Genomic DNA, 24,851 nt, shown 5'->3' with positions numbered 1-24,851 from the left:
ATGCAGATGATCGTGGTGATGAAGTTGACCGAGCCGAGGATGGTGCCGAAGCCGGAGAGGGCCAGACCCATGATCCACATGTCGGCGCCGACACCCGGGCTGCGGACCGCGTCCGACAGCGGGGAGTAGGCGAACCAGCCGAAGTCGGCCGCGCCCTGCGGGGTGAGGAAGCCGCCGACCGCGATCGTCGAGCCGAACAGGTACAGCCAGTAGGCGAACATGTTCAGCCGCGGGAACGCCACGTCGGGCGCGCCGATCTGCAGTGGCATGATCCAGTTGGCGAAACCGGCGAACAGCGGCGTCGCGAACATCAGCAGCATGATCGTGCCGTGCATCGTGAACGCCTGGTTGAACTGCTCGTTCGACATCATCTGCAGGCCCGGACGGGCCAGCTCGGCACGCATCAGCAGCGCCATCACGCCGCCGATGAGGAAGAACGCGAACGCGGTGACCAAGTACAGCGTGCCGATCGTCTTGTGATCGGTGCTCGTCAGCCACCGCACGGCCCTGGTGTCTCTGATCCTCTTCACGCCCCGCCTGTGTCCGCGCCCGGCCGGCGGGTCACACTCGGACGACGCGAGGAGTGTCACGGGAGGAGGGTGTGACGATCCGGCCGGTGCCGGACACGAACCGGGCATGAGCAACGACGAGAACTTCGCCGCTGCCTATCGCGAGCACTACTGGGCGGTCAGCCGCTATGTCGCGAGGCGACTGCAGGGGCGGGCCGGCGAGGTGGAGGAAGTGGTGGCGGAGGTCTTCACGGTCGCCTGGCGGCGCCGGGGCGACCTGCCGGACCCGCCGCTGCCCTGGCTGTACGGGGTGGCCCGCAACTGCCTGGCGAACGCGGTACGCGGCTACGGGCGCCGGCGGCGGTTGCTGGACCGGCTGGGCAACGACGACGCCGCGCACGGCCGGCACGTCGTGGCCGGACCGGACGCCGAGGCGCCGGGTGCCTGGGTGCACGAGGCGCTGGACCGGCTGTCGCCGGCCGACCAGGAAGTGCTGCGGCTGGCGGCCTGGGAGGAACTGGGCGCCGAGGAGATCGCTGTCGCCCTGGGCTGCGGCAGGCGCGCGGCGGCCATGCGCCTGCACCGCGCCCGCCGTCGGCTGCGCACCGAGATCGACCGGCTGTGCCCCGGCGCACCGCCGGCCGGCGGGCCGCCCGGGCACGGCCCGCGCCCCGCGGTGCCGGCGGCCGCCCCGCCGCCCGAGCGGTCACCCGCCGAGGGCCGGCGGCCGACGGACCGCGCCGGTCGCGCGACCTCCTCGCCCCCCGCGCAGGCGGGCGAGGGCCCGCACGACGCCGCGGCGCCTCCCGCTCAGGCCGGTCCCGCTCCGCGGGCGGTGGGCAGCGGGCTGTCCGACGCGACGGCGTGCGCCGCGGCGGCCGGTCCCCGCCCGCGACCGGCGGGCTCGGCCCCGTCCAGCACCCCGGCCGTCGTCACACCCGATCGCCGTCCACGGCGCCCCGCGCCGTACCCCGCGTCCGTCGCCGGCGCATGCCTGCGTGAGGAGCCCCGACATGCCTGACGAACTCGAACTCCTGCGCCGCGCCGATCCGGTGCCCACCGACGGCGCGTACCTCGGTGACGGCCCGCTGGACCAGCGTGCCGAACGGGAACTGGACCGGCTGCTGCGCGGGCCCGGCCCGGCGCGCCGCGTGCGGCGCTCCCGGCTGGTGTGGGGCCTCGCCGCCTCCGGTGTCGTCCTGGTGACCGCCCTCACCGCGCTGCTCGGCGGACCGGCTCCCCAGCCCGCCCTCGCCGCGCCCCGGCCGCTGACCGTGCGCGCGCACTCCACGCCCGTACCGCTCACACAGCTGGCCGACCTGGCGGCTGCGGCCGCCGCCGACGGCTCGCCGCGCCTGCGCAGGGGCACGCACGTCCAGTCGTGGAGCCTCGGCATGGCCGACGGCGAGCAGCCCGTCACCCTGCCCGAGGAACGCGTCGTGCGCTGGCGGGCGGACGACAGCCACACCGAGCTGGTGGTGGCGACCGACCCCCGCCGTCCGGGCCGCCCGGTCCTCACCGACGAGGACGGCACGCCCCGCGCGGTGGCGGACGGCCATGTCCTCAGCCGGACCACCTACCCGCCGAGCTGGAGCGACGCCCCGCCCGTGGCGCCCCCGCCGCACACCCCGGCCGCCCTGCGCGCCTACCTCGCCGAGACCGCCGGGGCCGGCTCGCCGGGCACCGCCGGACTCCTGGACGCCGTCGCGCAGTTGCTGGACCACTGGACGCTCGGCGCCCGTGAGTCCGCGGCACTGGCCCGGGTCCTCGCGGACGCCGGCGGCCTGCGGCCCGTGGGACAGGTGACCGACCGGCTCGGCCGCCCGGGGCAGGCGTACGTGTACACGCGGGACGGCGGCCGCCGGATGCTCGTCCTCGACGTGCGCACCGGTGCCGTCCTCGGTCTGGAGACCACCTTCCCCCATGACGATCCCCGGTACGGGGTGAGGGCGGGGGACGTGATGGAGTACCGAGCCTGGATGCGCTGACCTCACCGCGGCCACGAGCGCCGCGTGCGCAGCGCGGCCGGCAGCGGGCGGCGCGGGCGCGCCGCCTTCAGCACCGCACGCAGCAGGGCGGCCGACCCGGGCGCGACCACCGTCCGGGACGCGGCGGGCGCCTGCCGCCGAGGCCGGGCCCGGCGTGCCCGGCCGAGAGCCGCCCGCGCCGAGAAGGTCCAGGTCAGCCGGGTGCTGACCTGGACCCTCGCGACCTTCCTCGCGCCGCTCGCCATACCCGGCCGTACCTACTCGTCCCAGGCCTGGATGATCAGCTGATCGGCGATCTTCCCGTCCCGCAGGGTGACCATCGACTCGGCGAGGACACGGGTGCCGTCCCCGTACTGGCAGGACTCGCTGTAGGCGGCGTGGTCGCCCTGTACGACGCACTGCTCAAGCTTGTGCGTCATGTCGCGGCTGTAGATGTCGTCGAGCAACTCGGCGATCTGGCCCCGGCCGTGCAGGACGGTGGGGTGGCTGGGCTGGCTGTTGCGGTCGACTATGCGGATCTTCGCGTCGTCGGCGTAGAGCGACAGAAGGGTGTTCCCGGTGTTTCCTTCGACGCCCCGGCGCAGTGTCTCGGCATCGAAGGCGGAGCCGGTAGCGGCGGTGCCCATGGTGACCTCCTTCGGACGCCCGCGGCCCGACGGGGAACGGGCCGCTCGGGCCCTCACTCCGAGACTCCTCCGCGACGGCGGCCTCGGCAAGCGCAGACCGCGCGCTCCGCCTCACGGGTGAGCGCGGTCCGCCGCCCGTGTCCGGGCGGGATCCGCCGCCGTTGCTGAGGACATGATCTCAACACGACGTATCGCCGCCGCCGTCGGTCTGGCCGCCGGACTCGCCGGACTCACCCTGCCGACGGCGAACGCGGCCGAAGCCGCCGCGCCGCCCGCCGCGAAGGCCGGCGTGGCGACCACGCTGGACGCGCTCGTCGCCAGTGGCGTCCCCGAGCCGCAACGGGACCAGGTCCCGCCGCTCTACGAACAGGTGCCCGCGGTGAAGCAGCTGGGCGAACTGACCCGGTTCGACGAACTGCAGCAGCTCATCGCCCCGGCCGCGCCCGGGCTGGCCGTACTGCCCGCCGTGCGCTGATCCACTCGTGTCCCGCGCCGCCGCCGACCGGTCCCGCGTAGGGTCGGCCGGGTAGGCAATCGAAAGAAGGGGCCAGGCCATGGCGCAGGAAGTACGCGGCGTGATCGCACCGGGGAAGGACGAGCCCGTACGGGTCGAGACGATCGTGGTTCCGGACCCGGGACCCGGCGAGGCCGTCGTACGCGTCCAGGCCTGCGGCGTCTGCCACACCGACCTGCACTACAAACAGGGCGGCATCTCCGACGACTTCCCCTTCCTCCTCGGCCACGAGGCCGCCGGCGTCGTGGAGTCGGTCGGCGACGGCGTCACCGACGTGGCGCCCGGTGACTTCGTCGTCCTCAACTGGCGTGCCGTGTGCGGCAGCTGCCGGGCCTGTCTGCGGGGCCGGCCCTGGTACTGCTTCAACACCCACAACGCCGAGCGGAAGATGACCCTGGCCGCCACCGGGCAGGAACTGTCCCCGGCCCTCGGCATCGGCGCGTTCGCGGAGAAGACGCTGGTCGCCGCCGGGCAGTGCACCAAGGTCGACCCGGCCGTCTCCCCGGCGGTCGCCGGCCTGCTGGGCTGCGGAGTCATGGCCGGCATCGGCGCCGCAATCAACACCGGCGCCGTCGGCCGGGGCGACTCGGTCGCCGTCATCGGCTGCGGCGGCGTCGGCGACGCCGCCGTCGCCGGATCGAACCTGGCCGGCGCGGCCAGGGTCATCGCCGTGGACATCGACGACCGCAAGCTGGAGAAGGCCCGCACGCTCGGCGCCACGCACACCGTCAACTCCAGGGAGACCGACCCGGTCGAGGCGATCCGCGAACTGACCGGTGGCTTCGGCGCCGACGTCGTCATCGAGGCGGTCGGCCGGCCCGAGACGTACAAGCAGGCCTTCTACGCCCGCGATCTCGCCGGCACCGTCGTCCTCGTCGGCGTCCCCACCCCCGAGATGAAACTGGAACTGCCGCTGCTGGACGTCTTCGGCCGCGGTGGCGCCCTCAAGTCCTCCTGGTACGGCGACTGCCTGCCCTCCCGTGACTTCCCCATGCTCATCGACCTCCACCTCCAGGGCCGCCTGCCGCTCGACGCGTTCGTCAGCGAGACGATCCAGCTCGACGAGGTGGAGAAGGCGTTCGAGCGGATGCACCACGGCGACGTGCTGCGCTCGGTGGTGGTGTTCTGATGACCGTGCGCATCGAACGCCTCGTCACCTCCGGGCAGTTCAGCCTCGACGGCGGCACCTGGGACGTCGAGAACAACGTGTGGATCGTCGGCGACGAGCGGGAGGTGATCGTCATCGACGCCGCCCACGACGCCGAGGCCATCGCCCGCGCCGTCGACGACCGGCGCCTGACCGCCATCGTGTGCACCCACGCCCACAACGACCACGTCAACGCGGCACCGGAACTCGCCGAACTCACCGGTGCCACCATCTGGCTGCACCCCGACGACCTGCCGCTGTGGAAGCAGACCCACCCCCACCGCGACCCCGACCGGCACCTCCTGGACGGCCAGGTGATCGAGACCGCCGGCGCCGACCTGACCGTGCTGCACACCCCGGGGCACGCGCCCGGCGCCGTCTGCCTGTACGACCCCGCCCTCGGCGCGGTCTTCACCGGCGACACCCTCTTCCAGGGCGGCCCGGGCGCCACCGGCCGCTCCTTCTCGCACTTTCCGACGATCATCGAGTCCATCCGCGACCGTCTGCTCACCCTCCCTCCGGAGACCAAGGTGCTCACCGGCCACGGCGACTCCACGACCATCGGCGCCGAGGCACCCCACCTGGAGGAATGGATCCAGCGCGGGCACTGACCAGCTCCGCCCGGGAAAAGGCGACAGAAGATGTCCGGCTTTCCCGTGAGAGTAGGGCGACAGCAGTCGTTCCGCACGGGAGGCCGGACATGCCAGAACCGCTGGAGGGCAAGGTCGCGCTGGTCGCAGGGGCGACCCGGGGCGCCGGACGGGGCATCGCCGTCGAACTCGGCGCGGCCGGTGCCACCGTCTACGTCACCGGCCGCAGCACCCGCGCCCGGCGCTCCGAGTACGACCGCCCCGAGACGATCGAGGACACCGCCGACCTCGTCACGGCGGCGGGCGGGCGCGGCATCGCCGTACCGGTCGACCACCTGGACCAGGCCGCCGTACGGGCTCTGGTGGAGCGCGTCGCGCGCGAGCAGGGCCGCCTCGACGTCCTCGTCAACGACATCTGGGGCGGCGAGAAGCTCTTCGAGTGGGACACCCCCGTGTGGGAGCACGACCTCGACAACGGGCTCAGGCTGCTCCGGCTCGCCGTCGAGACGCACGCCGTCACCAGTCACCACGCGCTGCCGCTGCTGCTGCGTCATCCGGGCGGCCTGGTGGTGGAGGTCACCGACGGCACCGCCGACTACAACCGCGACACCTACCGCGTGAACCTCTTCTACGACCTCGCGAAGGCCTCCGTCCTGCGCATGGCGTTCGCCCTCGGACACGAGCTGGGCCCCCGCGGGGCCACGGCCGTGGCCCTGACGCCCGGCTGGATGCGCTCGGAGATCATGCTCGACGCCTTCGGCGTGGGCGAGGACGACTGGCGGGACGCCCTGGAGCGCGTCCCGCACTTCGCCATCTCCGAGACGCCCCGCTTCACCGGCCGCGCCGTCGCGGCCCTGGCGGCCGACCCCGGCGTGTCCCGCTTCAACGGGCAGTCCCTCTCCAGCGGGGGTCTGGCCCGGGTGTACGGCTTCACCGACCTCGACGGCAGCCGCCCCGACGCCTGGCGGTACCTGCGGGAGGTCCAGGACGCGGGCAGGCCGGCGGACGTCACCGGCTACCGGTGAGCCGCCCGGGCACAGCGCGCACGGCCGTACCCGGGGCCCGCTGAGGGCCGGTCACGGCCGCGAACTCCCCCCGGCCGCACCCGAGTGGTGACGAAGTTCACCGTTTCGTCACAGCCTGGCCGGAACCACAACCCTGGAGCCCGCGGGCGGGTCTAGTAGTCCGAGATCGCGGGAATCGCGCTGAGGAAGACCCGGGGGAGGCCCCGGAAAAGGGGAGAAGGGGAAGAGCGGCATGCGGGACATAGGTAGACGAGGTGCGGTCGCGCTGGGCGTCACGGGGCTGGTGGCGCCGCTCGCGCTGGCGCTGACGGCGGCGCCGGCCCAGGCCGCGAGCTGCACCACGCAGGCGGGGCCGTACCAGAAGCAGGTGGAGAAGTTCCTCGGCCGGCCGGTCGACGGCAAGCAGTCCGCCGCCGACTGCAAGGCCGTCCAGGCCTTCCAGAACAAGCACGGCATCACGCCCGCCATCGGCTACGCGGGTCCCGTCACCTGGGGCGTGATGGACCTCATGAACAAGCAGAAGGCCGTGGGGAACAACCCCAACAAGGACGGCAAGTGCCCGGTGAACAAGGGCCGTATCGCCTGCGTGAACCTCACGCTCCAGCTCAGCTGGATCCAGGACGGCAGGAAGCTCGTCTACGGCCCGGTGCCGGTGCGCACCGGCCGCGACGGCTACGAGACCCGTACCGGCGCGAAGAAGATCTACTGGCGGGACATCGACCACGTCTCGAACATCTACGACGTGCCGATGCCCTACAGCCAGTTCTTCGACGGCGGCCAGGCCTTCCACTCGGTCGGCCTGAGCATGTGGAACCCGCCGGGCTCGCACGGCTGCGTCAACATGACCACGACGGACGCCAAGAAGTACTGGTCGCTGCTGAAGAACGGCGACGACGTCTTCGTCTACGGCCGCAAGCCGGGCACCTGAGCAGGACGTGACCTGCGTCACGAAGACGCCGGAGCGCGAGCGCGTGATGAGCGACACGGTCCGATATGTCCGCATCAAGTGCACTTGCTCACAGCGTCTTCACGTCCGGCGGCATATGCTTCACAGCATGTCCACCACTGTTGAAGCCGCCTCCGAGCGATCGGCCGCGGAGGTCAACGAGGAGATCCGGGCCCTGTGGCTCCGGTCGGGCGGGACACTGACGAGCGAGCAGCGCGCGGAGTACCAGCGCCTCGTGATGGAGTGGGCCGCCGCGGCCCCGCAGTCCCCTTCGCACCGGGCGGCCTGACCGGCCCGGCGCACACCGCCCCGTACCGTCCTGGGCACCCGTCGGAGCACGGGTGCCCCTTCTCACAGCACCTTTGGGCCAGGTCCGTTCCGTGACCCGGCCACCGCCGCCGCGATCAGCCCCACATGGCCGAGTAGCGCCGCTGGTACGCCCTGCGGTCCTGCTCGGCCCGGAAGTACCGGGTCGCCACCAGCGCGATCAGGCTTCCCGCGATGACCAGCAGGCCCGGGCCGACGTTCCGGGTGTCCGTGAGCCGCGCCAGCAGGGTCGTCCCCGCCGACGCGCCCGTGACCGGCGCCGAGGAGCCCGGCGAGGCCGCGCTGGGCGCGAGCGCGCCCTGGGACGCGGGGGACGAGGGCGCGGGGGAGGGCGGCGCGCCCTGGGCTCCGCCCGCGTTCTGCGCCGACACGATCAACCGTACCCCGAGGGCCGACATCGCCTTGTTCAGCGGCTGGAAGAACGTCGTGCCGCCCGCCGTGCAGTCACCGCTGCCGCCCGAGGTGACGCCCAGGGCGATGCCCTCGGAGAACAGCGGGCCGCCGCTGTCGCCCGGTTCGGCGCACACATCGGTCTCGATGAGCCCGGTGACCGTGCCCTCCGGGTAGTTGACGGTCGCGTTCAGCGCGGTGACCTGGCCGTCGTGCAGTCCGCTGGTGCTGCCGCTGCGGAACACCCGCTGTCCCACCGCCGCGTCGGCGGCCCCGGTGATGCGCACGCCCTTCCCGCCGCCGACCGCGACGACGTCGGCGCCCGCACCGGCCTTGCCGGAGGCGTACTGCACGAGGGAGAAGTCACTGCCGGGGAAGGAGCTGTTCACGGTCCTGCCGAGCTGCTGATTGCCCTGGTTGTCGGCGAACCAGGTGGATCCGGCGGGCCCGCAGTGGCCGGCGGTGAGGATGAAGTCGCTCGTGCCGTTGGTGACGTTGAAACCCGCCGAGCAGCGGCCACCGGTCGAGAGGATCGGCTGGGCGCCGTTCAGCCGCGTGGTGAAGCTGCCCTTGGCGCGCTCCATGTGCACGAAACTGCCGATCCTCGTGGCGACTTGAGTCATCCGCGACCAGTCGCCGGCCGAGACCGTGCTGTCCGCCCGCACCACGACCCGGTTGGTGCGGTAGTCGACCGCCCACGCCGTGCCGGCCACCCGCGGAGCCGAACGCAGCGTGGCCGTGGCCGACTTCAGCTCGTTCATGCTGTGCGGGACGACCTTGGCCTCGGCCCCCGCGCGCCGTACCGCACGTGCCGTCGCGTCGTCGGTCACCGCCACGACCGGCCGTCCGTCGGCGCCGACCCAGCTGCCCGCCGTCCGCGCGCCGCCGAGCCGGGCCACCAGCGCGCTGCCGGTGTCCCCGGCGCCGCCGGCGGCGCTCAGCGGTCTGGCGGCGACCGGAGGTGTCGCGCTCGCCATGGCCGCCTGGGTGACCATGACACCGCCCAGGAGGAGTCCGCCGACCGCCGCCAGCCGTGTCACTCGCCGGACGACCCGTCGTCGTGCGTGCCGCATGCATGGCTCCCGAAACCGAACCCGGATGTGCGATGCCCGTACCGGCACCGCCGGGCCCTCGGGTCGTCGAGGGCCCGTTCCTCCATACGCGTCGCGCGACGGCGGCGTTCACCTCCGGCGGTGGTCTTCTCGGTCTCCGGTGGTGGTCTTCTCGGCCGGGCACGTGGGCCAGCTCCTCGGAAGAGACACCTGACGGGCGTCGTACCGTCCAACGCCCGATCCGGACGCGCCAGTTGAACACCGCACCGGCTCCCGCGCCGACCGCCCCGGCCACCAGCCCGCACGTGCCCGACGCGCGGCGGGAGATCTCCGGGAGGCGGGCGCCCGGCGCGGCCCGCCGGCCCCGGTCGCCCGGTTTCCGCGTGCGCCGCGACCCTCTATCTTGAGCCCCATGACCGGCATCCCGCACGACGCACCCGGCGAACCGGATCCGCTGCACGCCCTCGATCTGGCGCGGCTGCGGCGCCGTACGAGCATGAAGTGGCGCACCTACCCCGAGGACGTGCTGCCGCTGTGGGTGGCCGAGATGGACGTCCCGCTCGCCGAACCCGTGGTCCGCGCCGTCACCGACGCCCTCGCCCTCGGTGACACGGGGTACCCGGTCGGCACCGCCTACGCCGAGGCGCTCGCCGCCTTCGCCGCCGAACGGTGGAAGTGGGAGGGCATCGCCGTCGAGCGGACCGCGGTCGTTCCGGACGTGATGCTCGGCGTGGTCGAGATGCTCAGGCTCGTCACCGGCCCCGGGGACCCGGTCATCGTCAACCCGCCGGTGTACCCGCCGTTCTTCCAGTTCGTCGAGCACATGGACCGCCGTGTGGTGCAGGTCCCGCTCGACGCCGGCATGCGCGTCGACCCGGCCGCCCTGGAGCAGGCCTTCCGGGAGGCGACCGCGGACGGCGGACGCGCCGCCTACCTGCTGTGCAGCCCGCACAACCCCACCGGCACCGTGCACACCGCAGGCGAACTGGCCGCCGTCGCGGGCCTCGCCGAACGCCACGGCGTCCGGGTCGTCGCCGACGAGATCCACGCCCCGCTCGTCGCCCCCGGCGTCACCTTCGTGCCCTACCTGAGCGTGCCCGGCGCCGAACGCGGCCTGTCCCTGATGTCGGCGTCCAAGGGCTGGAACCTGGCCGGTCTCAAGGCAGCCCTCGCCCTCGCCGGACCCGCGGCCGCCGCAGACCTCGGCCGGCTCCCCGAGGAGGTCGGCCACGGCCCGAGCCACCTCGGCGTCATCGCGCACACCGCCGCCCTGCGCGAGGCCACCGGCTGGCTCGACGCCGTCCTGGCCGGCGTGCAGGCCAACCGGAACCTGCTCACCGCCCTGCTCGCCGAACACCTGCCCGCCGTCCGCGCCTACCCCGCCGAGGCCACCTACCTCGCCTGGCTGGACTGCCGTCCCCTCGGCCTCGGCGACGACCCCGCCCAGGTGTTCCTGGACCGCGGCCGGGTCGCCCTCAGTTCCGGCCTGCCCTTCGGCGCGGGCGGCGCGGGGCACGCACGCCTGAACCTCGCGACCCCGCCGGAGATCCTCACCGAGGGCGTACGGCGCATGGCGGCGGCGCCGGTGTGACCGGGGCGGCCGGGCACGGCACGCGCTGACGGGCCGCGGCCGCACGCCGGCCTCCTAGACTGCGGGGCATGGACGACACGCGCCTGGACCGGCTCGGCTCCGGCAAGTACCTGCTGGTGACCAGTTACCGCAAGAACGGCACCCCGGTCGCCACCCCCGTATGGGTGGTCCGGGACGGGGAGACCCTGGGGGTCTGGACGGCCGCCGACAGCTTCAAGGTGAAGCGGATCCGGCGCCGGCCCGGCGTTCTGGTCGGTCCCTGCGACCTGCGTGGCAACCCCACCGGCGACCAGGTCCCGGCCACCGCCGAGATCGCCGGCGCGGCCGTCACCGCCCGCTACCGCGCTCTCATCGCCCGCAAGTACGGTCTCCTCGGCCGCCTCACCCTGCTGGGCAGCCGGTTGCGGCGCGGTCTCGACGGCACGGTCGGCATCCGGGTGACCCTCACGGGCTGAGGGCCACCCGGGTACACGTCCTATGACGCGTTCGTCACCGATCCGGACAGCACCAGGCCGCCGTCCCGCGGCCGGCCGGTCTGCGGGTCGATCTGCTGGAACCGCACCGACTCCGCGGGCTCCGTCACCCGGTCCTTCACCGTGGGCACGGTGACGTCGGCGACGCGCCGGCCTGCCGGGATGTCCACCCACAGATAGAGGCCGTCCACCGCGGACAGCCGCCGCTCCGGGTCCGGTTTCGCCCCGGCGGTGTCCCGCAGCCAGCCCGCCGGGACGTCCTTGGTGGACAGCTCCGGCCCGTCGGCCGGAACCACCGTGAACATCGCGCTCATGTCCACGTCGACCGCCTCGGACAGCGACAGCCGCCACCTGAGCGACTTCCCCTCGGCGACCCGGCCGGCGACCGGGGTGACGGTCATGGCGGGAGCGGGATCGTCGTCGTGGACCGTGATCCCGCCCCGGTAGGAGCCGACGACCGCGCCGCGGACCGCCTTGGCGAAGACGTCGTACGACACGTCGCTGCCGTAGCGGGTGTTGCCCTTCACCGTCACCGGCACGTCGATGTCGTGGCCACCGGGACGCACGGTGACCAGCCGGTCCTTGACCGTGCCGGTGGCCGGGTCGACGGCGTAGACCCGGACCCGGCCGCTGCCCTGCCCCGTCACCTGGACGGGGACGTGGTAGGTGCGCACACCCGAGTCGCCCTCGTCCACGGTGGCGCGGCCGATGTCCACGCGCGGCAGCGCGGACGCCCGCACGGCGGGCGTCCCGGCCCGCCAGCCCCACGCGTCCATCAGCCAGGCCCGTCCGGAGCCCGAACGCGGCGTCAGCGTCAGGGACTTGACCGACTTCAGGTCGAGCCCGGCGCGAGTGGCCGCCGTCAGCGGCACCCGGACCTCGCGCGCCCAGTAGGAGGCGGTCCGCTCGCTGCCCGGCAGCCCGTCCGCACGGACCCGGCCGAGCGTCGCCCTGTGGCCGGAGGCATCGGTGAGCGACACGTCCAGCCGCGCGCCACGGGAGTTGGGCGGCACGAACAGCCGCAGCGCCAGCGCCTTCGCACCGGACAGGGACACCGGCCGCCCGGCGCTCACCCGCACGGGGGCACCGGCCCGCGTCCAGTGCAGCGCGATCGCGTGCCGGCCGGCCTCCCGATCGGTCTCCCAGCGAGCGAAGTGCGGCGACGTGCCCTTCGTCCCCTGGCCCAGGCAGGCCCTGGCGGGGCGCGGGTCCACCGCGTCGCACAGCTTGCCGCCCGTCACCGACACCCCGCCGTCGGGCAGGAACCCGCCGTCCCGGCGCGCGCCCACCGCGTGGCTCAGCACCCGTGCCGGGTCCGCGGACGGCGCCCGCTTGCCGGAGCCGTCCAGCAGCGGCCGCACCCGGTCGTCGCCGGCCAGGAACAGCCGGGCGGCGGCCGCGATGTACGTCGAACCGGCCCGGTGCTGCTGGTCGGCGCTCAGCCGGGTCGCGGCGCGCTTGCCGCACACCGGGTCCGGGTGCCGCGCGTCGTCGTAGAAGTCGTCCTCGGCGGGTGCGGCGGACCGGCCCGGCGTCCACTCCGAGTTGAAGAAGTTGTGGTTGGCGCCGATGACGTACACGGCACTGTGCAGCGCGGTGCCCTCGCCGACGCCGCGGGTCCCGTCGACGTACACCTCGCCCTGCAGGTCGGAGACGTCACCGTCGCAGCCCGGCAGGATCGTCACCGACGGAACGTCCGGCACCGGGTTCTGGCCGAAGACGGTGGGGCCGATGAGGACCGTGCCGCGGATCTTCCAGCGGACCGGGCCGTGGTAGCCGTCCTGGCCGGCGGGCGGCGCGTAGAGGCTGTCCAGCGCGGCCCGGTCGACGCCCTCGCCGCCCCGCGAGTGCCCGACCAGCAGCACCTTGGACAGGTCGGCGCGGGGCGCGTCGCGGACGACCTGCGGCGCGGTCCCCGGGTGCTCGGCCCAGTCGGCCCAGCGGGCCAGGTGCAGGCGCACCAGCGAGGAGCGGGCCTGCGCGCCGCCGTCCTCGGCCGCCCAGTCCTGCCCGTTGACGCCGTTGGCGGAGACCGACACCGTCACATAGCCCTGCGAGGCCAGGAGCTTCTGGTCGCGCAGATAGCCGCGGTGGCTCGGCACCGGCTTGGTGCCGGCCGGGCAGGGCCACTCCCCGGAGACGTTCCCGGAGCCCCGGTAGCAGGTGTAGTGGCGGCCGTGCAGGAACAGCGCGAGCGGACGCCGGCCCGGGGCTCCGACGGGGGCGACGACCACGGCACGCATCTCCACCGGCTTCGCGAAGCCCGGCAGCCGCACGGAGCGCAGGCTGTACTCGCCGGTCTTCGTGCGGTACGCGCCCGGCCTGCCCGGGTCCACGGCGTTCGCGGGCAGCGGGGCCGGCGGCCGGGCCGCCGAGGCCGCCGGGACGCCGTCCCGCGCGTCCAGCCGGCGTCCGCCCGCCCAGGCCTGGAGACCGTTCAGCCCGCCCGTCCGCCCCGCGTCGAGCGGCAGACGGAAGGTGTGGCCGTCCTCGCCGGGCTTCGGCACCCCCAACAGCCCCTCGGCCGTCCGGAATTCGACGCGCGCGTCGCCCATCGGCACCGGCCGGTCCGACCGCCACTCCAGTTGCGGCGCCGAGCGTCCGGCGGCGATCCGCCACCCTGGCGGCAGCTGCCCGCCGTCCGTGGCCGTCGACGCCCCCACGGCGGGGGGCTGTTGGGGCCGGGCGACCGCCACCCCCGGGGACGCGCCCGCCACCGCGAGCAACACGGCGGCGGTCATGCCTATGTACCGGGCACGGACCACTGTTCCTCCTCGAACCCGAGCCGGGCGTCCCGTCCGTCCCGGGAGCCCCTCGCCCCCGGAGGATGGAAAGAGGAGTCCGTGGGTTGCCTGTGCGGCGGAGGCGATGCCGGCGGGCCGTCAGGTCCAGGCGCGGTACGGCTCGCCGACCAGCTGGAAGACCGGCTCGCCGCGCACGGGGTCCTTGGCGGTGGACAGGTGGACCCGGTCGCCGCTGTGGATGCCGACCGGCGGGCCCATCACCCGGCCCCGCACGACGAACCCCTCGGCCATCTCTATCAGCGACACGTTGCGCGCGGCCGGGGTGTTGCGGTGCACCACGGTGGAGTGGCGGACCGTTCCGCTGCCCTCACTGCGTTCGGTGCGCAGCTCGCTGCCCTGGCACACCGGACACAGCAGCCGGTGGTACATCGCCGTGCCGCACCAGGTGCAGCGCTGGAAGAGGATGGCGTCCTTGGAGTCCGCGGAGACGGGGTCGAGGACACCCGCCGCGGAGCCGGCCGCCGGATGCGAGACGCTCGCTGAGTGGTGGTACACGCTGTTCAACTCCCTGCGCTCGGCCGGAATCCCGCGTGCCGGCGAAGGGCGCACGCGGGTGCGCGGCGGCCGTGCCACCGTGCACGCCGACAGAGTATGGCACTCAGTGTCACTCGTAAAGGCACTGCGTACCCCCAATCTGGCCGGCGGCCGGGGAGTCAGGCGCGGCCGAGTGCCGCCTCCCACTCCTGGACCACCCGCCACACGGGCGTGTCACGGCGGGAGACGAGCACCACCACGTCGTCGGGCCGACCCTCCGCCGCGTCGGCCGGCGGGAGGAGGTGGACGGCCCGCACGGGCGGCTGCGCCGGGCGGCCGAACGCCCGCTGCACGAACCCCAGCGCGTGGTCCACCGCCGTGCCGGCGTCGCCCTCGCCGTCCGACCGGAGCCAGGAGCGCAGGGCGTTGTTGTGCGCCGCGACGACCGCGGCCGCGACCACGTCGGCCCGCAGTGTGCCGTCGGGCCGCCCGGCGAACCGCCCGCGCAGGTACTCGGCGAGCGCGCGTTCGTACCGCCACACCACCGACAGCTCGTAGGCGCGCAGTCCCGGGACCCTCTTGGTGAGGCGGTAGCGCTGCACGGAGAAGGTCGGGTTCTCCGCGTACATCAGCAGCACCATACGGGCCGCGTCGCACACCCTTCGCACCGGTTCGTGCTCCTCGCCGCTCGCGGCGAGGAAGGCGGTCATGTCGGCGAGGCAGCGCTCGTGGTCGGGGAAGACCACGTCCTCCTTGGAGGGGAAGTAGCGGAAGAACGAACGCCGGCCGACCCCGGCCAGGGCCACGATGTCGTCCACCGTGGTGTGTTCGTAGCCGCGTTCCAGGAAGAGCCGGAAGGCCGCCTCGACCAGGGCGTCCCGCATCGGCGGCTTGGCGGCCGGCGCCGCGCTGCTGGAGCTCATGGACGGGAACGTAGCACCCGCAAGGTCGTTGTGACACTCAGTGCAGCAGAAGGCGCCTTTCGGGGGAACTGAGTGCTTCGGGCGGTCGGCCCGAGGGCGGTCGAAGCGGTCCGCCGCCCGCGACGTAACCTTTCTCCACCCCAGCGTGCCGGCACCGGCCCGCACCCGCCGAATCCGCCGCCACCGGCCCCGCCCGAGGAGATGCCGCATGCCCGCCGCCCGCCCCCGCCTGCTCTACGTCACGGACCTGGCGTACCAGGCCCGCGGGCGCCGCTACTGCGACGAGGACATCCACCTCACCTCCCGGCTGCGCGCCCACTTCGACCTCGCGCTGTGCCATCCGCTGGACGCGGCGGCGCTGATGGACGGCCACGACGCCGTCGTCGTCCGCAACAGCGGACCCGTGCTCGGTTACGAGAAGGAGTACGCCGCCTTCCGCGCGCGGGCCCTGGCCACCGGCGCCCGGGTCTACAACCCGCTCACCGGCAAGGCCGACATGGCCGGCAAGCAGTACCTGCTCGACCTGAGCGCCGCCGGCTTCCCCGTCATACCGACCGTCGGCCGCGCCGAGGACCTGCACCGGCTGCCCCCGGCCGAGCGCTACGTCGTCAAGCCCAGGCTCGGCGCGGACTCCCTCGGCATGCGCGTCGTCACCGCGGGCCAGGTCCGCGCGCTCGCGACCGGCGACGTCCTCGTCCAGCCCTGCGTCGACTTCGCCTACGAGGTGTCGTTCTACTTCGTCGACGACGACTTCCAGTACGCCCTGTACGCCCCCGACCCGGACCGCCGCTGGGACCTGCGGCCCTACCCGGCCACCGCCGCCGACCTCGAGTTCGCCCGCCGCTTCGTCGACTGGAACGACCTGGGCTGCGGCATCCAGCGGGTCGACGCCTGCCGGGCCCCCGACGGCGGCCTGCTGCTGGTCGAACTGGAGGACCTCAACCCCTACCTCTCCCTGGACGCCCTGCCGGAGGAGGCGAGGGACGCCTTCGTCACCGCGTTCACCGCGTCCCTGAGCCGGTTCGTCCACGGAGCGCTCAGCCCGGCCTGACGGCGCTTCGCCGCGTGGCTCACCGGGCGCGCCTGAACGGGGCCGCCGTGCGCGCCGTATCTCAGCGCACAGACGCCGGACTCCCGGATGGACGGAGAGGAGAGCCAGATGCCGACACCGCCCGATCCCGAACCACCGCCGCACACCGGACCGGTGCTGGAACCCGTCCGGGTCGTGCGGCTGCGCCGGTTCGACGCCCTCGCGGAACTGATGCGGGAGATGCACCCGGACCCGGCCGACCCGGCCGCGTACGAGTCCGCCGGCACGCCGGCCGGACCGCGCCGCGCCCCGCCTCGGACTCCTGAGAGCGCCGAGGAGGAGACCCGGGAACTGCCGCCCCTGCCGGGCGGCGGTGCGCGGGCCGCCCGCGCCACCGGCGCACCCGGACCCGGACCGCGCCGGGCGGGCGTCGCCGTCGCCGTGGCGGCGGCCGCGCTCGTCGGCTTCGCCGGCGCCCTGCTGCTCCCCGGCCGCCAGGAGGCGGCCGCGACCGCGCCCCCCGCCGAACCCGCGGCGACCGCGTCGCCCACCGCACCGGCACCGGCCGCACCCACCGCCCCGGCCGCCACCGCGACGGCCGCCACGCCCACCCCCGCCGACGACCCCGACGGCCCGGGCACCCTGCGCGAGGGCGACACCGGTCCCGAGGTCGCCGACCTGCAGCAGCGCCTCCTGCACGTCCCGGACGTGTACCGGGACGGCTCCGCCAGCGGCACCTACGACGCCACCCTCACCGAGGCGGTGGCCCGCTTCCAGCTCTGGTACGGCGTCAGCGGCGACGAGACCGGCGTCTACGGCGACGACACGCGCCGCGTGCTGGAGTCACGGACCGGGTACGGCGAGGAATCATGAGCGCGGTGCCGGGAACACCGGGTACCCGGCGGGCGCGTCCGCGCGCGCTGTGGTGAGCTGAGGCCGGGGCCCGAGCGGCGGACGGGAGCGGAACGACATGACGAGGACGGACGGCACACGGAAGGCCGACGGCACGGCGGCAGCCCCCGGCACGGCGGAACTGCACGGTTTCTTCGCGCGGCTCGACCCCCAGATGTGCGTGGTCACGGCCGTGGCGGACGGCGAGCGCGCCGGCTGCCTGGTCGGCTTCGCCTCGCAGTGCTCCATCCACCCGCCCCGGTTCACCGTGTGGCTGTCCAAGGCCAACCACACCTACCGTGTGGCCCGGGCCGCGCACCACCTCGCGGTCCACCTGCTCAGCCGGGACCAGCGCGACCTCGCCGGGCTCTTCGGCGGCGAGACGGGCGACGAGGTCGACAAGTTCGCGCTGCTGGACTGGGAGGAGGGGCCGGGCGGCACGGCCGTCCTGCCCGGCGCGGCGGCCTGGTTCGCCGGCGCCATCATCCACCGCACGGACGGCGGCGACCACGTCGGCTTCGTCCTCGACCCGGTGCGGTGGGGCGGCGGCCGGGAGGGCCCGCTGCTGCGGCTGTCCGACACCTACGACATCGACCCCGGTCATCCCGCCGGCTGACCGGCGGGCCGGGCCGTCAGCCCTGCGCGTCCGGCACGTCGTCCTCCAGCGGCATCCGGATGTCCACCACGCACACGTCGTCCCGCCGCTCGTCGGCGAGCAGCGTGGCGAGCAGCGCGTCCAGGGAGCCGGGCTCGCCGTGCCCATGGGCGCGCACCGCCTCGGCCAGCCGGTCGAAGCCCGCGTCCAGGCCCTCGCCGAGGCGTTCGACCAGACCGTCGGTGTACAGCAGCAGCCGGTCGCCGGGCTCCAGGCGGAGTTCGCCCGACTCGTAGACGGGGGCGCTGGTCGCGCCGAGCAGCATGCCGCGGGGGCGGGTCAGGTAGCGCGCCTCGCCGCGACGCATGAGCAGCGGTGGCGGGTGCCCCGCCTGCGCCCAGGCCAGGACCCGCGTGTCCGGGTCGTAGCGGGCCAGCACCATGGTCGCGGTGATCTGGCCGTCGCGGGAGTGCAGCAGCAGCTGGTTGAGCCGCGCCAGCGCCCCGGTCAGCGAGGAGCCGGTGCTGACCATGCCCTTCGCCGTGAACCTGAGCTGGGCCATCGTGGCGACGGCGTCCATGCCGTGCCCGGCCACGTCGCCGACCACGAACAGCGCGTCGCAGTCCGGCAGCTCGATCGCGCTGAACCAGTCGCCGCCGACGTGGGTGCCCGTCTGCGCGGCGAGGTAGGCGACCTCGACGCGCAGTCCCGCCAGCCGCGCCGGCTTGCTCGGCAGCGGCAGCAGGGCGTGCTGCATCTTGGCCGCCAGGGCGCGCTCGGCCTGCAGGACGCCGCGCTGCAGCAGCATCGCCCGTTCGCTCTCCACCAGCGCGAGTTCCGCGCTGCGCTGCGCGGTGAGGTCCTGCACGAAGCCGTGCACCTCCGCCGGGGTGCCGTCCGGGTCCGTGACCGCCTCCGCGACCATCCGCAGGTGCCGGACGCCCCCGGGCGCCTCGACGCGGAACGGCACGTCGAACGAGCGGCCGCCGTCGACGAGTTCGCCGATCGAGCGGGCCAGCAGCGCCCCGTCCTCCGGCACGGCCAGGCCGGGCAGCCGCTCCAGCCGGAGCGGACCCCGCGCGGGCGGCCGGCCGAGCACCGCGTACGCCTGGGCGGACCAGGAGATCTCCTGCGTGACCAGGTTCCAGTTCGCCCAGCCGAGGTTGCCGAGCCGCTGCACGTCCGCGAGGCGCTGCTCCTGCCGCTCCACGGGATCGTGCCGCAGCCAGGTCACGAGCAGCCCGGCGCCCAGCCGTGCCGCCCGTACCGAGTAGGTGGCGCTCACGGGCACTCCGTCGGAGACGTCCTGATAGGCGAACGGCTCGCCCTCGTACGGCGCGCCGGTCTCCAGCGCCCGCAGATAGCCGTGCCACAGCGTTTCCCCCGCGACGGACGGGTAGCTCTCCAGGATGTGCGTGCCGACCATGTTCCGGCCGGTGCGGCCGAACACGTCGACCGCGTCCGCGGTGGCGGCGTCGATCCGGTAGTCCTCCACCCTGCCGGAGGCGCCGCGCAGCGGGGTGAGCAGGATCGCGGTGCCCGGCAGCGCGTCGAGCACCGCCTGGACGTTGCGGGTGAAGCCGTCCTCGCCGGCGGGCTCCCGGGGCGTGTCGAAGGCACGCAGCCGGCCCGCGCACAGCCGGGCCAGGGCCAGCAGCAGCTCCCGCTCGCGCGGCTCGAAGGGCCCGCTGTGCCGGCGCAGCACGCCGAGGGCGACGGTGGCGGTGCCGCCGGCCGGTACGGGCAGCCAGGCCCGGCTGGGCCACTGCTCGGGCGGGTCGCCGATGAGCAGGTAGCGGCCGCGGTCCGCGGCGAGGTCCTCCAGCCAGCGCGGCTCGCCCGTGTGCACGGCGTCGAAGGCGGCCATCCCGGTCAGCGGGGGCACGTGCCGCCACTGAGCGGCCAGGGTGGCGTCGACCCCGGCGTGACCGATCAGTTCCATCCCGCCCTCGGGCAGCCGCTCGTAGAGCATCACGGCGTCGGCGTGCACCTCGGGCGCCAGGTGCTCCAGCAGGCACCCGGCCAGTTCCGGTGGCGAGGCGACCCGGACCAGGTCCCGGCCGATGTGTCCGAGCACCTCCGCCATCTCCACGGCGCCGTCGGGCGCGGGGTCCCAGGGCATGACGGCGGCGGGGCGTGCGGGGGACGGCACCCGGGGCTTGCCGGGGGGCGGCGCGGCGGGCGGGGTCAGGGTGCCCAGGGTGAGCCAGCACTGTTCGAGGAGCGTGCGGTTGCCGTCCTTGGCGCACCGCAGCAGTTCCTCCTGGGCGGCGGCCGGGGTGCATCCGGTGGCCGCCATGAGGACGCCCTTGGCCCGCTCCAGGACGGCCGTGGTCGCGGCCGCGTCCCGCAGTCGTTCCATCTCGGCGCGCTGCCGGGCCACGACCTTGGCCAGCGCCGACAGGTCGGCGCCGGTGCCGGGGTCCACCGGGGGCACGGGCTCGCTCGTCACGCGACGAGCATTGCACATCCGGGCCCGCCCGATCACTCGTCTGCCGGGTCGGCTTCCGAGGGGGCTCGCCCCGCGTGGGGCGCGCGGGTCCCCGGGCGGGGGCGGGTGGAGCGCCGCCGGGAGCCGGCGGGGCGGGAAGGAGGGCCGGGGGACACGGCTCAGCGTCCGGCGCAGCGGCCGGCGAGTGCCTCGGAGACGGCGCGGACGCTGCGCGCGATGTGCTGCAGCTGCATGACCTCGGCGGCGTACATCTTGATCGTGTGCTCGATGACCGACTCGGGCAGGCCGAGCACCGGCAGCTCGGCGCGTGCGGTCTGCAGCGCGGTGCGCGCCACCCGGATCTCCTGCTGGACCTGGATCTGCGCGTGCCGGGCGAGCAGCACGGGATGCCGGATGAGCGCCGGATAGCTGGCGTAGCGCGCGGGAATCAGTTCCCGCAGCCACTTGGCCGCCGAACGCTCCCAGTCGAAACTGCCGGGCGACTTGACCTGACAGGGCCAGTCGGGGCTGATGCGCGTGCTGGTCAGGGGCATGATCATCGCTTCCGGTGTGCGGCGTCGTGAGGGTGTCCGACGGGTTCGGGGCGGTCCCGGCCTAGGGGATGGCCGGGACCGCCACGGGCGCACCGCGCAGACGGTGCGCCCCGGTACACCCCGGACGCCGACGTGGGTAGGAAACGCGGCTGGGGGTGTCCGTGCGGGGGCCCCGGGCGTCCGGGACCACTGCTGTGCGCGGTGATGCAGGCACATGGGCGGTCCGTCGGCTTTCTCGGGGCGGTGGTGCGGGCCGTGAGTCCGCGGGTGCGGAGCGAGCCCGGAGTGCGCCGGGTGCGATCCGTGGAGCAGTATTTATATATGCCGACTACTTTGCAAGACGTATGAAAACATTCATGCGCGATTTGAACCGAAAGATCCCCGTCCAGGGGGTAGGCGCCGCAAGATCTTCACGATTGCCCCGCGCCGGCGGAAGATCGGCCGGGGCCACCCGGCCCTGACCGGAGGCAGGCCGGGCCCGCGAGTCAGTCCTTGAGGAAGAACTGGTGCTGCTCCGAGAGCTGTTCGTACTTCTCCAGGCGGGCCTGGGTGCGCTCCGGGTCGGCGTCGGTCATGGCCTGCAACAGGGCCGCGGCCAGCACCCCGGGCGCGGCGTAGGAGTCGAAGACCAGGCGTGAGCCCGTGCCGGTGGCGAAGGCGACGTCCGCCTCGTCGGCCAGCGGCCCGAGCGCCAGATCGGTCACCAGGGCGACCTTCAGGCCCGCGCCGCGCGCCACCCGGATCGCCTGGAGCGTCTCCTGGGAGTGCCGCGGCATGGCGAACGCCAGCACCCAGGTGCCGCCGGCCTCGCGGGCCTGCAGCAGCGCGTCGTAGGCCACGCTGCCGCCCCGGGTCACCAGCCGCACGTCGGGGTGGATCCGGCGGGCGGCGTACCCGAAGTACTCGGCCAGCGACACCGAGATGCGCAGGCCCAGCACGGTCAGCGGGCTGGACCGGGACAGCTCGCGGCCGACGTGGATGACCCGGTCGGGGTCGGCGAAGTCGCGCCGCAGGTTCTCCAGGCTCTCGATCTCGGCGTCGACCGCCGCCTGCAGCTCGTTCGCGCGGTTCTCCTCGCCGGGGCCGCCGGCGAGCGCGCGCAGGGCGATCGACTGGAGCGTCTCGCGCAGCGCGGGATAGCCGCTGAAACCGACGGCGGCGGCGAAGCGGGTGACGGAGGGCTGGCTGACCCCGACCCGGTCCGCCAGCTCGGTGATCGACAGGAACGCGGCCTCGGTGATGTGCTCGATCAGGTACTGGGCGATGCGCCGCTGTCCGGGCGACAGCCGGGGGCCGTCGAACAGCTCGCGCAGCCGGGAGGTCGGGGCGGCCTCGGCCTCGGGCGCGGTCTTGCCCGAGGTGATCGCTGATGCCTGTGCGCGGGCCTGCTGCGGCGAGGACACCGGTCCGCCTCCTTTTTCTGCCACAAGCACTCAACATAGCTCACCGACCGCCGTGACCAGGGGGTTGTGACGGCGTCCTCACCGCCGCCACAGGCCGATCGAATGGCCCACCTCGCCGACGGGCCGGCTGCTCGCGATCAGCTCGGCTAGCCGCCCGCGCGCCTTGGCGGCGGCCGAGTCCGACACCACCAGCAGCCCGTGCACCCGGCCGGGCGGCACCGTGCGCGGATCGGCGGCGTGGATGCCGTAGTACGACGGCACCCCGCTGCCCTTGTACACCAGCCACACCCGCTCGCCCGGGTACCGCTGCCGCAGCCGGTCCGCGAGCCGCCCGAGGTCCTGCCCCCAGTCCACGTTGGAGTCGTGCAGCAGCCGATGTGTGTGCGCGGGCCCGCCGAACGCCTCGTTCGCGTAGGGCAGGTAGTACGGGAACGTCCGCAGCGAACTCACCGCCGCCCACAGCACCAGCGCGCCCGTCAGCAGCACCCGCCACCGCCGGCGCGGCACCAGCGCCCCGGCCGCCGCCACCGCCAGGAACACCGGCACGAACAGCGCGTACCGGGTCCCGAAGTCCCGGGCCCCCGTCATCGCCGCCGCCAGCAGCACCAGCGGCGGCAGCAGCAGGTACGGCGCCGCCGGCCGCAGCCGCCGTACCGCCACCACCGCCACCGCACCGGCCGCACCCAGCGCCAGCAGTGCGAGCGGCGTCTTCACCAGCAGGGCGGCCGGCAGGTAGTACCAGAGCGAGCCCGTGTACAGGCGGCCGAAGAGATAGCCCTGCCACGGGTACCTCTCCAGGCCGAACTGCACCCGCATCCCGGCCCGGTACGCGGGCGGCACGGGCAGCAGGTCCACCAGCCGCCCCCGCAGTCCGTGCAGGGCCGGCACCGGCTCGGCCGGGACGAACCGCAGCCGGGGGTCGACCGCGAGGTAGGCGGCCCAGACGACCGCGAGCGCCACCACCGCCACGGCCGCGGCACCCGCGAGCGCGGACAGCACCCGCCGCCCGGCGGGCGGGCCGGACGCCAGCACCGACACCGCCGCCAGCGCCATCAGGACCGGCACCGCGGGCAGCTCGCTCATCTTCGTCGCCACGGCCGCGCCGAGCGCCGCCCCGGCGAGCGGCACGTACAGCACCGGCCGCCGCCGCGCCCGCCACACCAGCCAGGCCGACGTCAGCACGAGACCGGTCGCCGGGACGTCCAGCGTGGCCAGCGAACCGTGCGCGATCACATCCGGCGAGAAGGCGTACAGCGCGAGTGCCACCAGCCCGCCCGCCGTCCCCGTCAGCTCACGGGCGAACGCGAAGGCGACCAGTCCGAACAGCAGGGTCAGCACGATCACCGGCAGCCGCGCCCACAGCATCAGCCGCCACGGGTCGTTGCCCGACTCGTAGAGCAGATGCCGGCCGACGTCCCCCTGGGTGCCGGCGTACGACGGGTCGTAGCGCGGGCCGGCCACCGCCACACCGGCCGCGATCAGCAGCTTGCCGAGCGGCGGGTGTTCGGGGTTGTAGCGCAGCCGGTGCTCGTGCAGGTAGTCGGTGGCCGTCGCCACGTACACCGGTTCGTCGATGGTGGGCGTCTGCCGCACCGCCGTCGTGACCATCGCCGCCGCCATCTGCGCCAGCAGCAGTGCCGCCAGCAGGGGAACCAGCCATCGCCGGTGGCGCCGCAGCCGGACGGCCGGGCGGACCGGGGCCGGCCCGGCGGGTTCACCGGCCGGTGCCCCACGGGTGAGGACCGGGTGCTGTTCGCGTGCCATCATCCGCCGCCGCGTCACCGCTTCACGAGTCGTACCGGCAGACCCTCCGCCGTGTACAGGGATACGGGCGGAGGCCGGTGCGGGTTCACCCCTCCCCGCCGCACCCGTGCACGCCTACGGCAGCCGGACGCAAGCGGGTACCACCAGGTCCGCCCGGTCCCTGGTCGTCGCCACCAGGTCGGCGTTGCGCTGGTCCGTGCCCCGCACCCAGGCCACCGCCGCCGCACGGTCCTTGCCGAACCGCTCGTGCCGGGCCACCAGCCGGCGGATCCGTTCCTCCTCGTCGAGCTCGCAGAACCACACCTCGTCCAGGCAGGGCCGCACCCGTGCCCACGAACCCCGCCGCAGCAGGAGGTAGTTGCCCTCCGTCACCACCAGCCGGGCGGAGGGCGGCACCGGGATCGCACCCGCGAGCGGCTGCTCCAGCACCCGCTCGAACGCGGGCGCGTACACCACCTCGTCGGGGTCCTCGCGCAGCCGCCGCAGCAGCGCCGCGTACCCGGCCGCGTCGAAGGTGTCCGGGGCGCCCTTGCGCTCCCGCAGGCCCAGCCGGTCCAACTCGGCGTCGGCCAGGTGGAAGCCGTCCATGGGCACGTGCGCCACCCACGGCGGGCCGTCGCCGCCCAGGGCACGCACCAGATGCTCGGCCAGCGTCGTCTTGCCCGCACCGGGACCGCCCGCGATGCCGAGGACGGCCCGCCGGCCGCCCCTGGGCAGCGCACGGGCACGGGTGAGCAGGTCGTCGAAGGTCAGCGCCACACGACGAAGTGTGTCACCCGCGGCCGGCGCGAACCTGTGGCGCGC

24 protein-coding genes and 1 pseudogene are annotated in these 24,851 nt (G+C 74.4%); 14 read left to right on the top strand and 11 right to left on the bottom strand.

The features are described 5' to 3' along the window. A partial coding sequence (locus IE177_RS27630) for a cbb3-type cytochrome c oxidase subunit I (protein WP_190018156.1) occupies positions 1-530 on the bottom strand: 530 nt, incomplete at its 3' end. Positions 531-636: 106 nt separating this feature from the next. Here IE177_RS27630 and IE177_RS27625 point away from each other — a divergent pair. The 3 genes and pseudogenes from IE177_RS27625 to IE177_RS27615 all read left to right on the top strand — a co-directional run. After that, positions 637-1,143, top strand: a pseudogene (locus IE177_RS27625) (RNA polymerase sigma factor); the annotation flags it as partial. Between the two features lie 379 nt (positions 1,144-1,522). Continuing rightward, positions 1,523-2,497, top strand: coding sequence for a CU044_5270 family protein (locus tag IE177_RS27620; protein WP_190018155.1), 975 nt, complete (start codon positions 1,523-1,525; stop codon positions 2,495-2,497). Between the two features lie 24 nt (positions 2,498-2,521). After that, entirely contained in the window at positions 2,522-2,785 is a 264-nt protein-coding gene (locus tag IE177_RS27615; RefSeq protein ID WP_190018154.1) for a hypothetical protein, read from the top strand. Here the strand turns inward: IE177_RS27615 and IE177_RS27610 are convergent. Then, complete coding sequence (locus tag IE177_RS27610) at positions 2,755-3,123, bottom strand: nuclear transport factor 2 family protein (protein WP_190018153.1); 369 nt, start codon at positions 3,121-3,123, stop codon at positions 2,755-2,757. The genes IE177_RS27615 and IE177_RS27610 overlap by 31 nt on opposite strands. A gap of 172 nt (positions 3,124-3,295) precedes the next feature. Between IE177_RS27610 and IE177_RS27605 the strand changes: the two genes are divergently transcribed. The 6 genes from IE177_RS27605 to IE177_RS27580 all read left to right on the top strand — a co-directional run bounded on the left by IE177_RS27605 (position 3,296) and on the right by IE177_RS27580 (position 7,634). Then, on the top strand, positions 3,296-3,598 hold the full coding sequence (locus IE177_RS27605; RefSeq protein WP_190018152.1) for a hypothetical protein: 303 nt from the start codon (positions 3,296-3,298) through the stop codon (positions 3,596-3,598). Between the two features lie 79 nt (positions 3,599-3,677). Next, a complete protein-coding gene (locus IE177_RS27600; protein ID WP_190018151.1) occupies positions 3,678-4,766 on the top strand; it encodes an S-(hydroxymethyl)mycothiol dehydrogenase in 1,089 nt (362 codons plus the stop codon). Next, on the top strand, positions 4,766-5,395 hold the full coding sequence (locus IE177_RS27595; RefSeq protein ID WP_190018150.1) for an MBL fold metallo-hydrolase: 630 nt from the start codon (positions 4,766-4,768) through the stop codon (positions 5,393-5,395). Before IE177_RS27600 ends, IE177_RS27595 begins: the two co-directional genes overlap by 1 nt. An 89-nt stretch (positions 5,396-5,484) precedes the next feature. After that, the gene (locus IE177_RS27590; protein WP_190018149.1) at positions 5,485-6,399 is read left to right on the top strand and encodes an SDR family oxidoreductase; all 915 of its coding nucleotides are present in this window, start codon (positions 5,485-5,487) and stop codon (positions 6,397-6,399) included. Positions 6,400-6,631: 232 nt separating this feature from the next. After that, complete coding sequence (locus tag IE177_RS27585; protein ID WP_190018148.1) at positions 6,632-7,327, top strand: L,D-transpeptidase family protein; 696 nt, start codon at positions 6,632-6,634, stop codon at positions 7,325-7,327. A gap of 115 nt (positions 7,328-7,442) precedes the next feature. Continuing rightward, positions 7,443-7,634 (top strand): hypothetical protein, encoded by a 192-nt coding sequence (locus IE177_RS27580; RefSeq protein ID WP_190018147.1) that lies wholly within the window; start codon positions 7,443-7,445, stop codon positions 7,632-7,634. A gap of 115 nt (positions 7,635-7,749) precedes the next feature. Here the strand turns inward: IE177_RS27580 and IE177_RS27575 are convergent, their stop codons facing one another. Continuing rightward, positions 7,750-9,135, bottom strand: a complete 1,386-nt coding sequence (locus IE177_RS27575) for a S1 family peptidase (protein WP_190018146.1) — start codon at positions 9,133-9,135, stop codon at positions 7,750-7,752. 391 nt (positions 9,136-9,526) lie between these two features. Here IE177_RS27575 and IE177_RS27570 point away from each other — a divergent pair, with 391 nt between their 5' ends. Both IE177_RS27570 and IE177_RS27565 read left to right on the top strand, forming a co-directional pair. Next, complete coding sequence (locus IE177_RS27570; RefSeq protein ID WP_190018145.1) at positions 9,527-10,705, top strand: MalY/PatB family protein; 1,179 nt, start codon at positions 9,527-9,529, stop codon at positions 10,703-10,705. A 68-nt stretch (positions 10,706-10,773) separates the two neighbouring features. After that, complete coding sequence (locus IE177_RS27565) at positions 10,774-11,160, top strand: PPOX class F420-dependent oxidoreductase (RefSeq protein WP_190018144.1); 387 nt, start codon at positions 10,774-10,776, stop codon at positions 11,158-11,160. 20 nt (positions 11,161-11,180) lie between these two features. On the opposite strand, the gene IE177_RS27560 is transcribed toward IE177_RS27565, so the two are convergent. The 3 genes from IE177_RS27560 to IE177_RS27550 all read right to left on the bottom strand — a co-directional run bounded on the left by IE177_RS27560 (position 11,181) and on the right by IE177_RS27550 (position 15,379). Then, positions 11,181-13,943, bottom strand: a complete 2,763-nt coding sequence (locus IE177_RS27560) for an alpha/beta hydrolase (protein WP_190018143.1) — start codon at positions 13,941-13,943, stop codon at positions 11,181-11,183. 117 nt (positions 13,944-14,060) lie between these two features. After that, entirely contained in the window at positions 14,061-14,477 is a 417-nt protein-coding gene (locus IE177_RS27555; protein ID WP_190018142.1) for a Zn-ribbon domain-containing OB-fold protein, read from the bottom strand. A 158-nt stretch (positions 14,478-14,635) separates the two neighbouring features. Next, positions 14,636-15,379, bottom strand: a complete 744-nt coding sequence (locus tag IE177_RS27550; RefSeq protein WP_190018141.1) for a TetR family transcriptional regulator — start codon at positions 15,377-15,379, stop codon at positions 14,636-14,638. A gap of 208 nt (positions 15,380-15,587) precedes the next feature. Here IE177_RS27550 and IE177_RS27545 point away from each other — a divergent pair, with 208 nt between their 5' ends. The 3 genes from IE177_RS27545 to IE177_RS27535 all read left to right on the top strand — a co-directional run bounded on the left by IE177_RS27545 (position 15,588) and on the right by IE177_RS27535 (position 17,916). Beyond that, the gene (locus IE177_RS27545) at positions 15,588-16,430 is read left to right on the top strand and encodes an ATP-grasp domain-containing protein (RefSeq protein ID WP_190018140.1); all 843 of its coding nucleotides are present in this window, start codon (positions 15,588-15,590) and stop codon (positions 16,428-16,430) included. 108 nt (positions 16,431-16,538) lie between these two features. Then, the gene (locus IE177_RS27540; protein ID WP_190018139.1) at positions 16,539-17,282 is read left to right on the top strand and encodes a peptidoglycan-binding protein; all 744 of its coding nucleotides are present in this window, start codon (positions 16,539-16,541) and stop codon (positions 17,280-17,282) included. 97 nt (positions 17,283-17,379) lie between these two features. Further along, positions 17,380-17,916, top strand: coding sequence for a flavin reductase family protein (locus tag IE177_RS27535; RefSeq protein ID WP_190018138.1), 537 nt, complete (start codon positions 17,380-17,382; stop codon positions 17,914-17,916). A gap of 16 nt (positions 17,917-17,932) precedes the next feature. On the opposite strand, the gene IE177_RS27530 is transcribed toward IE177_RS27535, so the two are convergent. From IE177_RS27530 to IE177_RS27510, 5 genes are all read right to left on the bottom strand, one after another. Then, positions 17,933-20,365 carry a SpoIIE family protein phosphatase gene (locus IE177_RS27530; RefSeq protein ID WP_190018137.1) on the bottom strand — a complete coding sequence of 811 codons (2,433 nt, stop codon included), beginning with the start codon at positions 20,363-20,365 and terminating at the stop codon, positions 17,933-17,935. Between the two features lie 140 nt (positions 20,366-20,505). Next, positions 20,506-20,886 (bottom strand): hypothetical protein, encoded by a 381-nt coding sequence (locus IE177_RS27525; RefSeq protein WP_190018136.1) that lies wholly within the window; start codon positions 20,884-20,886, stop codon positions 20,506-20,508. Positions 20,887-21,365: 479 nt separating this feature from the next. After that, positions 21,366-22,283: a MurR/RpiR family transcriptional regulator gene (locus IE177_RS27520; protein WP_190018135.1), complete on the bottom strand. Its 918-nt coding sequence runs from the start codon at positions 22,281-22,283 to the stop codon at positions 21,366-21,368. A 78-nt stretch (positions 22,284-22,361) separates the two neighbouring features. Continuing rightward, positions 22,362-24,050 carry an ArnT family glycosyltransferase gene (locus IE177_RS27515; protein ID WP_190018134.1) on the bottom strand — a complete coding sequence of 563 codons (1,689 nt, stop codon included), beginning with the start codon at positions 24,048-24,050 and terminating at the stop codon, positions 22,362-22,364. 111 nt (positions 24,051-24,161) lie between these two features. Continuing rightward, on the bottom strand, positions 24,162-24,806 hold the full coding sequence (locus IE177_RS27510) for a nucleoside/nucleotide kinase family protein (protein ID WP_190018133.1): 645 nt from the start codon (positions 24,804-24,806) through the stop codon (positions 24,162-24,164). Positions 24,807-24,851: the final 45 nt, after the last annotated feature.

It is taken from the genome of Streptomyces lucensis JCM 4490 (assembly GCF_014650035.1).
Taxonomy (GTDB): Bacteria; Actinomycetota; Actinomycetes; order Streptomycetales; family Streptomycetaceae; genus Streptomyces; species Streptomyces lucensis.
Note: the sequence above shows the minus strand (reverse complement) of the source record. Positions and strands in the feature narration are given on the sequence as shown.

Coding starts and splice junctions, on each gene's coding strand:
- IE177_RS27620 (WP_190018155.1), top strand. CDS start 1,523: ATGCCTGACGAACTCGAACTCCTGCGCCGCGCCGATCCGGTGCCCACC.
- IE177_RS27610 (WP_190018153.1), bottom strand. CDS start 3,123: ATGGGCACCGCCGCTACCGGCTCCGCCTTCGATGCCGAGACACTGCGC.
- IE177_RS27605 (WP_190018152.1), top strand. CDS start 3,296: ATGATCTCAACACGACGTATCGCCGCCGCCGTCGGTCTGGCCGCCGGA.
- IE177_RS27600 (WP_190018151.1), top strand. CDS start 3,678: ATGGCGCAGGAAGTACGCGGCGTGATCGCACCGGGGAAGGACGAGCCC.
- IE177_RS27595 (WP_190018150.1), top strand. CDS start 4,766: ATGACCGTGCGCATCGAACGCCTCGTCACCTCCGGGCAGTTCAGCCTC.
- IE177_RS27590 (WP_190018149.1), top strand. CDS start 5,485: ATGCCAGAACCGCTGGAGGGCAAGGTCGCGCTGGTCGCAGGGGCGACC.
- IE177_RS27585 (WP_190018148.1), top strand. CDS start 6,632: ATGCGGGACATAGGTAGACGAGGTGCGGTCGCGCTGGGCGTCACGGGG.
- IE177_RS27580 (WP_190018147.1), top strand. CDS start 7,443: ATGCTTCACAGCATGTCCACCACTGTTGAAGCCGCCTCCGAGCGATCG.
- IE177_RS27575 (WP_190018146.1), bottom strand. CDS start 9,135: ATGCGGCACGCACGACGACGGGTCGTCCGGCGAGTGACACGGCTGGCG.
- IE177_RS27570 (WP_190018145.1), top strand. CDS start 9,527: ATGACCGGCATCCCGCACGACGCACCCGGCGAACCGGATCCGCTGCAC.
- IE177_RS27565 (WP_190018144.1), top strand. CDS start 10,774: ATGGACGACACGCGCCTGGACCGGCTCGGCTCCGGCAAGTACCTGCTG.
- IE177_RS27550 (WP_190018141.1), bottom strand. CDS start 15,379: ATGAGCTCCAGCAGCGCGGCGCCGGCCGCCAAGCCGCCGATGCGGGAC.
- IE177_RS27545 (WP_190018140.1), top strand. CDS start 15,588: ATGCCCGCCGCCCGCCCCCGCCTGCTCTACGTCACGGACCTGGCGTAC.
- IE177_RS27540 (WP_190018139.1), top strand. CDS start 16,539: ATGCCGACACCGCCCGATCCCGAACCACCGCCGCACACCGGACCGGTG.
- IE177_RS27535 (WP_190018138.1), top strand. CDS start 17,380: ATGACGAGGACGGACGGCACACGGAAGGCCGACGGCACGGCGGCAGCC.
- IE177_RS27530 (WP_190018137.1), bottom strand. CDS start 20,365: ATGTGCAATGCTCGTCGCGTGACGAGCGAGCCCGTGCCCCCGGTGGAC.
- IE177_RS27525 (WP_190018136.1), bottom strand. CDS start 20,886: ATGATCATGCCCCTGACCAGCACGCGCATCAGCCCCGACTGGCCCTGT.
- IE177_RS27515 (WP_190018134.1), bottom strand. CDS start 24,050: ATGATGGCACGCGAACAGCACCCGGTCCTCACCCGTGGGGCACCGGCC.